This is a genomic window from Aquabacterium sp. A08, assembly GCF_011742065.1.
The window spans coordinates 1-12,047 of record NZ_JAAQQT010000632.1 but is presented as its reverse complement, the minus strand read 5'-3'; the positions used below and the strand labels follow the sequence as shown (position 1 = coordinate 12,047).

Annotated in this window: 11 protein-coding genes and 3 tRNA genes; 3 read left to right on the top strand and 11 right to left on the bottom strand. The window is 69.0% G+C overall.

The features are described 5' to 3' along the window. The 10 genes from HA630_RS12780 to trpE all read right to left on the bottom strand — a co-directional run. Positions 1–94: GTP-binding protein (locus HA630_RS12780; protein ID WP_018003793.1), on the bottom strand; the 94-nt coding region annotated here is incomplete at its 3' end. A gap of 51 nt (positions 95–145) precedes the next feature. Further along, positions 146–220, bottom strand: a tRNA-Thr gene (locus HA630_RS12775). 57 nt (positions 221–277) lie between these two features. Next, positions 278–351, bottom strand: a tRNA-Gly gene (locus HA630_RS12770). 65 nt (positions 352–416) lie between these two features. Continuing rightward, positions 417–502 (bottom strand) — tRNA-Tyr (locus tag HA630_RS12765). Positions 503–515: 13 nt separating this feature from the next. Then, positions 516–1,304: a uracil-DNA glycosylase gene (locus tag HA630_RS12760; RefSeq protein ID WP_371809228.1), complete on the bottom strand. Its 789-nt coding sequence runs from the start codon at positions 1,302–1,304 to the stop codon at positions 516–518. 2 nt (positions 1,305–1,306) lie between these two features. Continuing rightward, positions 1,307–2,104, bottom strand: coding sequence for an indole-3-glycerol phosphate synthase TrpC (gene trpC / locus HA630_RS12755; protein ID WP_166833859.1), 798 nt, complete (start codon positions 2,102–2,104; stop codon positions 1,307–1,309). Continuing rightward, the gene (locus HA630_RS12750) at positions 2,097–2,243 is read right to left on the bottom strand and encodes a hypothetical protein (protein WP_166833861.1); all 147 of its coding nucleotides are present in this window, start codon (positions 2,241–2,243) and stop codon (positions 2,097–2,099) included. Before HA630_RS12750 ends, trpC begins: the two co-directional genes overlap by 8 nt. 5 nt (positions 2,244–2,248) lie before the next feature. Continuing rightward, the gene (gene trpD / locus HA630_RS12745) at positions 2,249–3,289 is read right to left on the bottom strand and encodes an anthranilate phosphoribosyltransferase (RefSeq protein ID WP_166833863.1); all 1,041 of its coding nucleotides are present in this window, start codon (positions 3,287–3,289) and stop codon (positions 2,249–2,251) included. A gap of 32 nt (positions 3,290–3,321) precedes the next feature. Beyond that, positions 3,322–3,900 (bottom strand): aminodeoxychorismate/anthranilate synthase component II, encoded by a 579-nt coding sequence (locus tag HA630_RS12740; protein ID WP_166833865.1) that lies wholly within the window; start codon positions 3,898–3,900, stop codon positions 3,322–3,324. Next, entirely contained in the window at positions 3,897–5,396 is a 1,500-nt protein-coding gene (gene trpE, locus HA630_RS12735; RefSeq protein ID WP_166833867.1) for an anthranilate synthase component I, read from the bottom strand. Before trpE ends, HA630_RS12740 begins: the two co-directional genes overlap by 4 nt. A 406-nt stretch (positions 5,397–5,802) precedes the next feature. Here trpE and uvrA point away from each other — a divergent pair, with 406 nt between their 5' ends. Then, positions 5,803–8,808 (top strand): excinuclease ABC subunit UvrA, encoded by a 3,006-nt coding sequence (gene uvrA, locus HA630_RS12730; RefSeq protein WP_166835198.1) that lies wholly within the window; start codon positions 5,803–5,805, stop codon positions 8,806–8,808. 45 nt (positions 8,809–8,853) lie between these two features. Here uvrA and HA630_RS12725 read toward each other — a convergent pair whose 3' ends face one another. Next, on the bottom strand, positions 8,854–9,450 hold the full coding sequence (locus HA630_RS12725; protein WP_208300081.1) for an RcnB family protein: 597 nt from the start codon (positions 9,448–9,450) through the stop codon (positions 8,854–8,856). 205 nt (positions 9,451–9,655) lie between these two features. Here HA630_RS12725 and gorA point away from each other — a divergent pair, with 205 nt between their 5' ends. Together gorA and HA630_RS12715 are read left to right on the top strand one after the other, a co-directional pair. Next, a complete protein-coding gene (gene gorA / locus HA630_RS12720; RefSeq protein WP_166835190.1) occupies positions 9,656–11,068 on the top strand; it encodes a glutathione-disulfide reductase in 1,413 nt (470 codons plus the stop codon). A gap of 20 nt (positions 11,069–11,088) precedes the next feature. Further along, positions 11,089–12,047 (top strand): AMP nucleosidase (locus HA630_RS12715; protein ID WP_166835188.1); only part of this gene is annotated, 959 nt, incomplete at its 3' end.

Sequence of the window (12,047 nt, the reverse complement as noted above, 5' to 3'; positions counted from 1 at the left end):
TGGCGGCGGTCAGGGTGGTCTTGCCGTGGTCCACGTGACCAATGGTGCCGACGTTGACGTGCGGCTTGGTCCGCTCAAATTTCTCTTTTGCCATTTTTCAGCTCCGATTTGAAAATTGCCGAAACTACAAACACACCTATGGATTTGGTGCCCATGGGCAGGATCGAACTGCCGACCTCCCCCTTACCAAGGGGGTGCTCTACCACTGAGCCACATGGGCATAACAGCCTGACGGCTGCTATCGGTAATTGTTGCCAACAACCCTCGAAACCTCTGCTGGAGCGGGAGACGGGAATCGAACCCGCGTCATCAGCTTGGAAGGCTGGGGTTCTACCATTGAACTACTCCCGCAGTTCGCCGACCGACAACCGGACCGCGCTACTGCGGAACCTGCGTCCGCGCTACAAAAGTTTCGCTGGTGGAGAGGGCTGGATTCGAACCAGCGTAGGCGTAAGCCAACAGATTTACAGTCTGCCCCCTTTAGCCACTCGGGCACCTCTCCGGCGAGCCTCAAATTATGCCACCGTTTTTTGAAAGTCAACAAACCAATCGACAGTTTTTTCGTGTTTTTCTGCCAACCAGCGGTTGACCGCCCCGAAATGGCCGCAGCCGATGAAGGGCTGCGGTGGGCGCAGCGCCGACAGCGGCGACGGGTGGTTGGCCCGCAACACCAGGTGGCGGTCGGCGTCGATCAGGCCGGCCTTGCCCTGTGCGTGCGCACCCCAGAGGAGGAAAGCCTTGGGCCGGGCCTCGGCGTTGCAGGCGGCGATCAAGCGGTCGGTCAGGGCTTCCCAGCCCCAGCCGGCGTGGCTGGCGGCGGCGCCCGCCTCCACCGTGAGCGTGGTGTTGAGCAACAGCACGCCCTGCCCCGCCCAGCCCGCCAAGCTGCCGCTGCGCCCGGCAAATGGCGGGTGCGGGGCCAGGGCGGGATCGCGCGCCAGTTCCTTGAAAAGGTTGCGCAGCGACGGCGGCGGCCGGACCCCGGGCGCCACCGAGAACGCCAGCCCCTCGGCCTGGCCGGGGCCGTGGTAAGGGTCTTGCCCCAGCACGACGACGCGCACCGCGTGCAGCGGCGTCAGGGCCAGCGCCCGCAGGGGCTGGGGCGGGTACACCGTGGCGCCGGCGGCGAGGCGCTCGCGCAGGCGGACCGCCAGGCGCTGGCCGGCCGGGCTGGGCCAGAACGCGTCCAGGCAGGGGCGCCAGTCGTCGGCCACCGGCCAGTCGTCCGGGGCCCAGGCGGCCAGGCGTGGCGCCTCGGGCGCGCCCGGGGCATCGAACAGCGACGGGGTGTGGCCGCGCGGCACGGTCAGGCCGGCAGGCCGAACAGGTCGGCCAGGGCGCGGCCGGGTTCGTCGGCGCGCATGAAGGCCTCGCCCACCAGAAAGGCGTGCACGCCGGCGTCGCGCATGCGCTGCACGTCGGCCTGGCCCAAGATGCCGCTTTCGGTCACCAGCAGGCGGTCGGCGGGCACGTCGGACAGCAGGCCCAGCGTGGTGTCCAGCGTCACCTCGAAGGTGCGCAGGTTGCGGTTGTTGATGCCGACCAGCGGGGTCTTGAGCCGCAGCGCGCGCTGCAGTTCGGCGCGGTCGTGTACCTCCACCAGCACCGCCATGTTCAGGCCCAGGGCCAGGGCCTCCAGGTCGGCCATCTGCGCGTCGTCCAGGCAGGCGGCGATCAGCAGGATGCAGTCGGCGCCCATGGCGCGGGCCTCGTAAACCTGGTAGGGGTCCACCATGAAGTCCTTGCGCAGCACCGGCAGGTCGCAGCTGGCGCGGGCCTGCTTGAGGTAGTCGGGGCTGCCCTGGAAGTACTGACGGTCGGTCAGCACCGACAGGCAGGCGGCGCCGTGTTCGGCGTAGCTCTGGGCGATGTCGGCCGGGATGAAGTCGGCGCGGATCACGCCCTTGGACGGGCTGGCCTTTTTCACCTCGGCGATGACGGCGGGCAGGCCGGCGCCGATTTTGGCGCGCAGGGCGCCGACGAAGTCGCGGGTGAGCAGTCGCGATTCGGCGTCTTCGCGCACGGCGGCCAGCGGGTGCTTTTGGAGGGCCGCGGCGATTTCCTCGCGCTTGGTGGCCACGATCTGGTTCAGGATGTCACTCATGGGGAGGCTTTTCGTTGGGCGGCGGGGGCGGCTCGCCTTGTTGCAGGATGCGCAGGAACACGCGGTGCAGGACCACGGCGACGGCCACGAACAGGGCCGACACGCCCAGGGCGATCCAGGTGCCGGGGTCGCGCCACACGGGGGTCAGGCGGCGAGCGCGTGGGCGGCGGTCACGAACTGCGCCAGCTTGGCTTTGGCGGCGCCCGAGGCCAGGGTAGCGCGGGCCAGCGCCAGGCCGTCGGCCATGGAGCCGACCACGTTGGCGGCGTAGAGCGCCACGCCCGCGTTGAGCGCCACGATGTCGCGCGCCGGGCCGGGCTGGTTGTCGAGCACGCCCAGCAACAGGGTGCGCGACTGCTCGGGCGTGTCCACCTTGAGCGCGCGGTTGCTGGCCATGGTCAGGCCGAAGTCTTCGGGGTGGATTTCGTACTCGGTGACCTGGCCGTCCTTGAGTTCACCGACCAGGGTGGCCGCGCCCAGGCTGACCTCGTCCAGCCCGTCTTTGCCGTAGACCACCACCGCGTGCTCGGCGCCCAGGCGCTGCAGCGCCCGCACCTGGATGCCGACCAGATCGGCATGGAACACCCCCATCAGGATGTTGGGCGCGTCAGCCGGGTTGGTCAGCGGCCCGAGGATGTTGAACAGGGTCTTGATGCCCAACTCCTTGCGCACCGGGGCCACGTTCTTCATGGCCGGGTGGTGGTTGGGCGCGAACATGAAGCCGATGCCGACGTCTTGAATGCAACGGGCAATGGCTTCGGGCTTGAGGTTGATGTTGACCCCCAAGGCCTCCAGGGCGTCGGCGCTGCCCGACTTGCTGGAGACGCTGCGCCCGCCGTGCTTGCTGACCTTGGCACCGGCCGCCGCGGCCACAAACATGGCGCAGGTGGAAATGTTGAAGGTGTGCGAACCGTCGCCGCCCGTGCCGACGATATCGACCAGGTGGGTCTTGTCGGCCACTTCCACCTTGGTGGAAAACTCGCGCATCACCTGCGCGGCGGCGGTGATCTCGCCGATGGTTTCCTTCTTCACGCGCAGGCCGGTGATGAGGGCCGCCATCATGACGGGCGACATCTCGCCGCGCATGATCAGGCGCATCAGGTGCAGCATCTCGTCGTGGAAGATTTCTCGGTGCTCGATGACGCGCTGCAGCGCTTCCTGGGGGGTGATCAGGTGGGTGTGCATGGGGGCTCCGGGAGCGGCGGGAACGGACGGCCTCAGGCCTGGTCGAGGAAGTTCTGCAGCATGGCGTGGCCGTGCTCGGTCAGGATGGACTCGGGGTGGAACTGCACCCCCTGGATGGCCAGTTCGGTGTGGCGCACGCCCATGATTTCGCCGTCGTCGGTCCAGGCGGTGACTTTGAGCACCGCCGGACAAGTGGCGCGCTCGATGGCCAGCGAGTGGTAGCGGTTGACGGTGAACTGGGCCGGCAGGTGGGCGAACACGCCCTCTTGCGTGGTGGTGATGACGCTGGTCTTGCCGTGCATCAGCTCCTGGGCGCGGACGATCTGCCCGCCGAAGGCGGCACCGATGCTCTGGTGACCCAGGCACACGCCCAAAATCGGCAGCTTCCCGGCGAAATGTTGGATGGCGGCGACGGAAATGCCCGCCTCGGCCGGCGAGCAGGGGCCGGGCGAAATCACCAGCCGGTCGGGCGCGCGCGCGGCGATGCCTTCCAGGGTGATCTCGTCGTTGCGGAACACCTCGACCTCGGCGCCCAGTTCGCCGAAGTACTGCACGATGTTGTAAGTGAACGAGTCGTAGTTGTCCACCATCAGGACTTTGGTGCGGCTCATTGCAGGCCCTCCTCGACCAGTTCGCTGGCGCGCAGCACGGCGCGGGCCTTGTGTTCGGTTTCTTTCCACTCCAGTTCGGGCACGCTGTCGGCCACCACGCCGGCGGCGGCCTGCACGTGCAGCCAGCCGTCCTTGATGACGCCGGTGCGGATGGCGATGGCCACGTCCATGTCGCCGGCGTAGCTCAGGTAGCCGCAGGCGCCGCCGTAGACGCCGCGCTTGGTGCGCTCCAGCTGGTCGATCAGCTCCATGGCGTGCACCTTGGGGGCGCCGCTCAGGGTACCGGCCGGGAAGGCGGCTTTGAGCACGTCCATGTTGCTCAGGCCCGGTTTCAGCAGCCCTTCCACGTTACTGACGATGTGCATCACGTGGCTGTAGCGCTCGGTGGCGAAGGCCTCGGTCACCTTGACGCTGCCGGTCTGGGCGATGCGGCCGATGTCGTTGCGGGCCAGGTCGATCAGCATGACGTGCTCGGCCCGCTCTTTCGGGTCGGCCAGCAGGTCTTGCTCGGCGGCCTGGTCGGCCTCGGGCGTGGCGCCGCGCGGGCGGGTGCCGGCCAGCGGGCGGATAGTGACCTTGGTGCCATCCAGCGTCTTTTCCTGCCGCACCAGGATTTCGGGCGAGGAGCCCACCACCTGCGCGTCGCCCAGGTGGTAGTAGTACATGTAGGGGCTGGGGTTGAGCGTGCGCAGCGCCCGGTAGAGGCTGAGCGGGCTTTGCGTGTAGGGCTTGCTGATGCGCTGGCCCATCACGATCTGCATGAAGTCGCCCGAACGGATCAGCTCTTTGGCGCGCTCCACCGCGGCCAGGAAGTCGGCCTTGGCGTAGGGGCGGATTTCGGTGGCGGGGGCCGACGGGTGCACCTCAGGGACCTGCACCGGCACGCGCAGACGGGCTTTGAGCTCGGCCAGGCGGGCTTCGGCGCGGCCGTAGGCGTCGGGCTCGGTCGGGTCGGCGTACACCATCAGGTGCAACTTGCCCGACAGGTTGTCGATGACGGCCAGCTCCTCGCAGTGCAGCAGGTGGATGTCGGGCATGCCGATGTCGTCCGGCGGGCAGCTGTGCGCCAGCTTGTGCTCGATGTGGCGCACGGTGTCGTAGCCGAAGTAGCCGGCCAGGCCGCCGCAGAAGCGCGGCATGCCGGGGCGCAGCGCCACCTTGAAGCGGCGCTGGTAGGCCTCGATGAAGTCCAGCGGGTTGCCGGCCACGGTTTCCACCACCTCGCCGTCGCGCACCACCTCGGTCCGCGCGGCGGCGCCAAAACCATGGGCACGCAGCCAGACCCGCGCCGGCAGGCCGATGAAGCTGTAGCGGCCAAAGCGCTCGCCGCCCACCACGGACTCAAGCAAAAAGCTGTTGCGCCCGCCGTCCTGCACGTGGGCCAGCTTCAAATACAGCGACAAGGGGGTTTCGAGGTCCGCAAACGCTTCGGTGGACAGCGGGATGCGGTTGTAGCCCTGGCGGGCCAGGTCCTGGAATTCGGTTTCGGTGATCACGGGTGAGCCTCCTGCAGCTCGGCCCCGGGCAGCGGGGCGGCGTTCATTCAACCAGTGCCCCGGGCGGGGCGTGAGGGCGCGGCAGACGGCAAGCACCGCGGGCCGCGCGGTGGGTCTGGCGACCCAGGGGAGTGGCGCGCAACTTATGGCTTGCGCCAGGGCCAGGCCTCCCGGCCGCATTGCGGGGCCAGGCGGGCGGTGAAGCGGATGCCGTGAATGAACATGGTCCACAGTGTAGCAAAGGCCGATGGCCCGTCGCCCCTGCGTCGCCGGTGCGGCCGGTGCACAACGCCCCCCGCCGGCCGGACTGGGCGCGGCCGGCTTGGCGCTCTATGATGGCGGGTTGCCCTTTTGACGGACAGACCCCGTGACCGAGCCGCTCCCCACCCCGCCCGCCCTTGCGCCCTTGCCGGCCGATGCCGTCCACGGCACGGCCGCCGGCCCCTACCTGCGCGACGCCTGGCGCCAGCCCGTGCTCAGTGTGCGCGGCGCCCGCACCCACAACCTCAAGAACATCGACCTGGACATCCCCAAGCACGCGCTGGTGGTGATCACGGGGCTGAGCGGTTCGGGCAAGTCCAGCCTGGCGTTCGACACGCTGTACGCCGAGGGCCAGCGCCGCTACGTGGAAAGCCTGAGCGCCTACGCGCGCCAGTTCCTGCAGCTGATGGACAAGCCCGACGTCGATTTGATCGAAGGCCTGTCGCCGGCCATCAGCATCGAGCAGAAGGCCACCAGCCACAACCCGCGCTCCACCGTGGGCACGGTGACCGAAATCCACGACTACCTGCGCCTGCTGTTCGCCCGCGCCGGCACGCCGCACTGCCCCGAGCACGACCTGCCGCTGCAGGCCCAGACGGTGAGCCAGATGGTGGACCACGTGCTGGCCCTGCCCGAAGACACCAAGCTGATGGTGCTGGCCCCGATCGCGCGCGACCGCAAGGGCGAGTTTGCCGACACGCTGGCCGAGCTGCAGGCCCAAGGCTACGTGCGCTTTCGCCTGAACGGGCAGGTACTGGACGCGGCCGACATGCCGGCGCTGAACAAGCAGGAAAAGCACGATCTGGACGTGGTGGTGGACCGCCTGAAAGTCAGAACAGACGCGCAGCAACGTCTGGCCGAAAGCTTCGAGGCCGCGCTGAAGCTGGCCGATGGCCGCGCGATTGCGCTGGAAATGGACAACGGCGCCGAGCACCTGTTCAGCGCGCGCTTTGCCTGCCCGCTGTGCAGCTACGCGCTGAGCGAGCTGGAACCGCGCCTGTTTTCGTTCAACTCGCCGGTGGGCGCCTGCCCCACCTGCGACGGCCTGGGCCACACCGAGGTGTTCGACCCGGCGCGCGTGGTCGCCTTCCCCACGCTGAGCCTGGCCAGCGGCGCCATCAAGGGCTGGGACCGGCGCAACGGCTACTACTTTGCCATGGTGGAAAGCCTGGCCGCCCACTACGGCTTCGACGCCGAAGCGCCGTGGGAACAGCTGCCCGAGCACGTGCAGCAGGTGCTGCTGTACGGCTCCTGCAGCGAGGCGATTGCCTTCAGCTACGTGATGGACTCGGGCGCCTCGGCCGGCAAACGCGTGACCAAGAGCCACCCGTTCGAGGGCATTGTGCGCAACTTCGAGCGCCGCTACCGCGAAACCGACAGCGCCACCGTGCGCGAGGAACTGGCGCGCTACCGCGCCACCCACGCCTGTCCCAGTTGCCACGGCACCCGGCTGCGCAAGGAGGCGCGCCACGTGTTCGTGGGCGCTGGCGAGCAGCGGCGCGCCATTTTCGACATTGGCCGCATCACGCTGGCCCAGGCACAGGCCTATTTTCAGTCGCTGCAACTCACCGGCGCCAAGGCCGAGATCGCCGACAAGGTGGTGCGTGAAATCGCGTCACGGCTGAAGTTCCTGAACGACGTGGGCCTGAACTACCTGAGCCTGGACCGCAGCGCCGAAACCCTGAGCGGCGGCGAGGCCCAGCGCATCCGGCTGGCTTCACAAATCGGCTCCGGCCTGACCGGCGTGATGTACGTGCTGGACGAGCCCAGCATCGGCCTGCACCAGCGCGACAACGACCGGCTGATCGACACCCTGAAACACCTGCGCGACCTGGGCAACAGCGTGCTGGTGGTGGAGCACGACGAGGACATGATCCGCGCGGCGGACCACGTGATCGACATGGGCCCGGGGGCCGGCGTGCACGGCGGCCGGGTGATGGCGCAGGGCAGTTGCGCCGAGGTGATGGCCACACCGGGCTCGCTGACCGGGCAATACCTCAGCGGTATCAAGGCGATTGCAGTGCCCGCCCGCCGCACGCCGTGGCTGCCCGAGAAAGCGCCCGAGCCCGTGGCACCGGCCAAAAAAGGCGCCAAGGCGAGCGCCTGGCCCAGCAAAAAAACGGTGGCCGCCCCCAGCGCCAGCGGTCTGCAAACCCTGCGCGTGGTGGGCGCCCGTGGCCACAGCCTGCAACAGGTCACGGTGGACTTTCCCGTGGGGCTGTTCACCTGTGTGACGGGGGTGAGCGGCTCGGGCAAATCGACCCTGGTCAACGACACGCTGTACCGCGCCGTGTCGCAGCACCTGTACCGCAGCCACGACGAGCCGGAGGCACACGAGGCCATCGAAGGGCTGGAGCACTTTGACAAGGTGATCAACGTGGACCAGAGCCCGATCGGGCGCACGCCGCGCAGCAACCCGGCCACCTACACCGGCCTGTTCACCGGCATTCGCGAACTGATGGCCGAGGTGCCGACGGCACGCGAACGCGGCTACGGCCCGGGGCGCTTCAGCTTCAACGTGGCGGGCGGCCGCTGCGAGGCCTGCCAGGGCGACGGCGTGGTGAAAGTGGAAATGCACTTCCTGCCCGACGTGTACGTGCCGTGCGACGTGTGCCAGGGCCAGCGCTACAACCGCGAAACGCTGGAGGTGCTGTACAAAGGCAAGAACATCGCGCAGATCCTGGACCTGACGGTGGAGCAGGCCCACGCCTTCTTCCACGCCGTGCCCACCCTACAGCGCAAGCTGCAGACGCTGCTGGACGTGGGCTTGAGCTACATCCGCCTGGGCCAGAGCGCGACCACCCTGTCGGGCGGCGAGGCGCAACGGGTGAAACTGGCCCAGGAACTGAGCAAGCGCGACACCGGCCGCACGCTCTACATTCTGGACGAGCCCACCACGGGCCTGCATTTTGGCGACATTGAACTGCTGCTGAAGGTGCTGCACCAGTTGCGCGACGCGGGCAACACCATCGTCGTCATCGAGCACAACCTGGACGTGATCAAGACCGCCGACTGGATCGTGGACATGGGGCCCGAGGGCGGCTCGGGCGGGGGCACGGTGGTGGCCTACGGCACACCGGAGCAGGTGGCGGCCGAGCCGGCCAGCCACACCGGACGCTATTTGCGCCGCTTGCTGCCCCAGCCGTGCTGAACCGGCCAACGGCGCGGCCCCGGAGACGGCCCGCGCAGGCGCGGGTCAGCGGGTCAGGTCTTCGATCGCGTCGATGACCATGCGGGTGCCCACGGCAATGAGCAGAATGTCCCCGGCCACGCGCACGAACTCGTGCCCGGCCGGCGGCGTGCCTAAACGGCGGCGCAGGTCCGGCGGCAGGGGATAGGTCGCCACACCCTGGGGCAGGCGTTGACCCACGGCCCATTTTTTGGCCTGCCCCGGCGGCAGGCACCCGTTGTTTTTCTTGGCCAAACCCGGCGGGCACTGGCCCGCGCGGAGTTGAGGGGCATAGAAATCGTGCACCGCCCGGCGCTGGCTGTCGCCGAAGTAGCCCCCGATGTGGACACCGACGCCGACCGCCCCCACCTGCACCGGATAAGAGGCTGGGCCGGAACGCCGGTCGTCGTCGCGGCGGTGGTCCCGGTCGTCGCGGGCGCGGCGGTCGTCGTCCCGCCCGCCGTGGTCGCGTTTGCCGTGGCGCTCCTCTGGCTCTGCCCGAGCGTGCTTGCCCTGCTCCACCCATTCGGGTTTGCCGGCCCAGGCGGGCGCGGCCAACAGCCACACGGCGGCCGCGCCGGCGGCCAGCGCTTGACGGACAGACAGGGGCGAACGGACGGACATGGCAAGGCTCCCACAAACGATAGCTTATGCTAACAGGCGCCCATTCTGCGCTGGGCCGGAGGTGTAAGGGGATGTGTGCCAGAGCCCTGCGGCGTCACACCAGGTCACAACTCTGCCCGCCGGCGCCTGGGGCTCGGCCGTACCGCCACCACGCAGCCGGCACAATGGGCAGAACCGTTCCAGCACTTTTGACTTCGGCAGCACCATGACCCCTTTTGACTTTGACCTGTTTGTGATCGGTGGCGGCAGCGGCGGCGTGCGCGCGGCCCGCATGGCCGCCCAGCGCGGCGCGCGCGTGGCCTTGGCCGAAGCGCTGGGCACCGACGGCCTGGGCGGCACCTGCGTGAACGTGGGCTGCATCCCCAAAAAACTCTACAGCTACGCGGCCCACTGTGCCGAGGCCTTCGAGGAATCGCACGGCTACGGCTGGGAAGGAGCCGCGCCCACCCTCAACTGGGGCACGCTCAAGGCCAACCGGGCGAAAGAAATTGGCCGGCTCAACGGCGTGTACGCGAACCTGCTGCGCGGCTCGGGCGTGACCGTGGTCAACGGCTATGCCCAGTTGCAGGACGCCCACACCGTGCGCGTGGCCACGCTCAACGCCGACGGCTCGGCCGGCCACCAGACGCTGACCGCCGAACGCCTGCTGATCGCCACCGGCGGCACACCGCACGTTCCGCACTTCCAGGGGCGCGAGCACGTCATCACCTCCAACGAGGTGTTCGATCTGCCCGACTTCCCGCAACGGCTGCTGGTGGTGGGCGGGGGCTACATCGCCTGCGAATTCGCCTCCATCTTCAACGGCCTGGGGGCCCAGGTGACGCAGTTGTACCGCGGCGAGCAGGTGCTGCGCGGCTTCGACGACGAGGTGCGCCACTTCCTGGCCGGCGAAATGCGCAAGCACGGCGTGGACCTGCGGCTGAACGCCGGCGTGGTGAGCCTGCACCGCGAAGCCGACGGCCTGCACGTACGGCTGGAAGACGGCAACCGCCTGGTGGTGGACGCCGCCTTGTACGCCACCGGGCGCGTGCCCAACGTGGTCGGCCTGGGGTTGGAGGCCGTGGGCGTGGCGCAGGGTGCGCAAGGTGCCATCGTGGTGGACGAGCACTACCGCACCAACGTGCCCAGCGTTTACGCGCTGGGCGACGTGACCGCCCGCGTGCAGCTCACCCCGGTGGCGCTGGGCGAGGCCATGAAGCTGGTGGACCACCTGTTCGGCCCCGCCGCCGGCCAGGCCCCGCGCGGCATGAGCTACGACCTGATCCCCACCGCCGTGTTCACCCACCCGAACGTGGGCACGGTGGGGCTGACCGAGGCGCAGGCGCGCGAGCGCTTCGGCCGCATCCAGGTGTTCCGCTCCGAATTCCGCGCGCTGAAACACACGCTGAGCGGCAGCCCCGAACGCACCCTGATGAAGCTGCTGGTGGACCCGGCCACCGACCGGGTGGTGGGCCTGCACATGGTGGGCGCCGAGGCCGGCGAGATCGTGCAGGGCTTTGCCGTGGCCATGAAGGCCGGCGCCACCAAGGCGGTGTTCGACAGCACCATCGGCATCCACCCCACGGCGGCCGAAGAATTCGTGACCATGCGCGAGCCGGTGACCCCGCCCGCGCCCTGACCCCAGCCGAGCCCGCCACCATGTTCGACAGCCCCCCCTTTGTGCCGCCGCAACGCCACACCGACCCGGCCGCCGCCCTGGCCCAGGTGCAGCGCCTGTACCAGGACGCGGTGGACCACCTGCGCCGCGCCCTGCGGGCCTTTGTGCTGGCCCCAGCACCGGGCGGCGACCCCATGCCCCGGGTGCGTGCCTGCTACCCCTTCGTGCGGCTGCACACCCAGACCGCCACCCGACTGCCCGCCGACGCCGGCCACGCCCGACTGAGCTACGGCTTCGTCGCCGGCCCGGGCCGGTTCGAGACCACGCTGACCCGCCCCGACCTCTACGCCGACTACTACCTGGAACAGTTCCGCCTGCTGCTGGACAACCACGGCGGCGAGCTGGAGGTGGGCGTGGGGCACCAGCCCATCCCGGTGCACTTCGCCTTTGCCGAACACGACCACGTGGAGGGCGACCTGACCGATGCCCACCGCGCCTGGCTGCGCGACGTGTTCGACCTGCCCGACCTGACCGCCATGGACGACGGCATCGCCAACGGCACCCACGACCCGGGTCCGCAGGGGCCCCAACCGCTGGCCCTGTTCACCGCGCCCCGGGTGGACTATTCCCTGCAGCGCCTGCGGCACTACACCGGCAACGCGCCGGCCTGGTTCCAGAACTTCGTGCTGTTCACCAACTACCAGTTCTACATCGACGAATTCGTGAAGCTGGGCCGCGCCGAGATGGCCCGCCCCGACAGCGAGTACCTGGCCTTTGTGGAACCGGGCAACGTGGTGACGCGGCGCCAGGGCCTGAGCGCCAGCGCGCTGCAAGCCCTGCAACCCCTGTGGAACGGCGAGCCCGGCGTCGAACCGCCGCGCCTGCCGCAGATGCCGGCCTACCACCTGCTGCGCGCCGACCGCAGCGGCCTCACCCTGGTCAACATCGGCGTGGGGCCGAGCAACGCCAAGACCATCACCGACCACATTGCCGTGCTGCG

What these genes read in the sequence shown, in the direction of transcription:
- trpC (WP_166833859.1), bottom strand. Translation starts at nt 2,104, where the DNA reads ATGAGTGACATCCTGAACCAGATCGTGGCCACCAAGCGCGAGGAAATC.
- trpD (WP_166833863.1), bottom strand. Translation starts at nt 3,289, where the DNA reads ATGCACACCCACCTGATCACCCCCCAGGAAGCGCTGCAGCGCGTCATC.
- HA630_RS12740 (WP_166833865.1), bottom strand. Translation starts at nt 3,900, where the DNA reads ATGAGCCGCACCAAAGTCCTGATGGTGGACAACTACGACTCGTTCACT.
- HA630_RS12725 (WP_208300081.1), bottom strand. Translation starts at nt 9,450, where the DNA reads ATGTCCGTCCGTTCGCCCCTGTCTGTCCGTCAAGCGCTGGCCGCCGGC.
- gorA (WP_166835190.1), top strand. Translation starts at nt 9,656, where the DNA reads ATGACCCCTTTTGACTTTGACCTGTTTGTGATCGGTGGCGGCAGCGGC.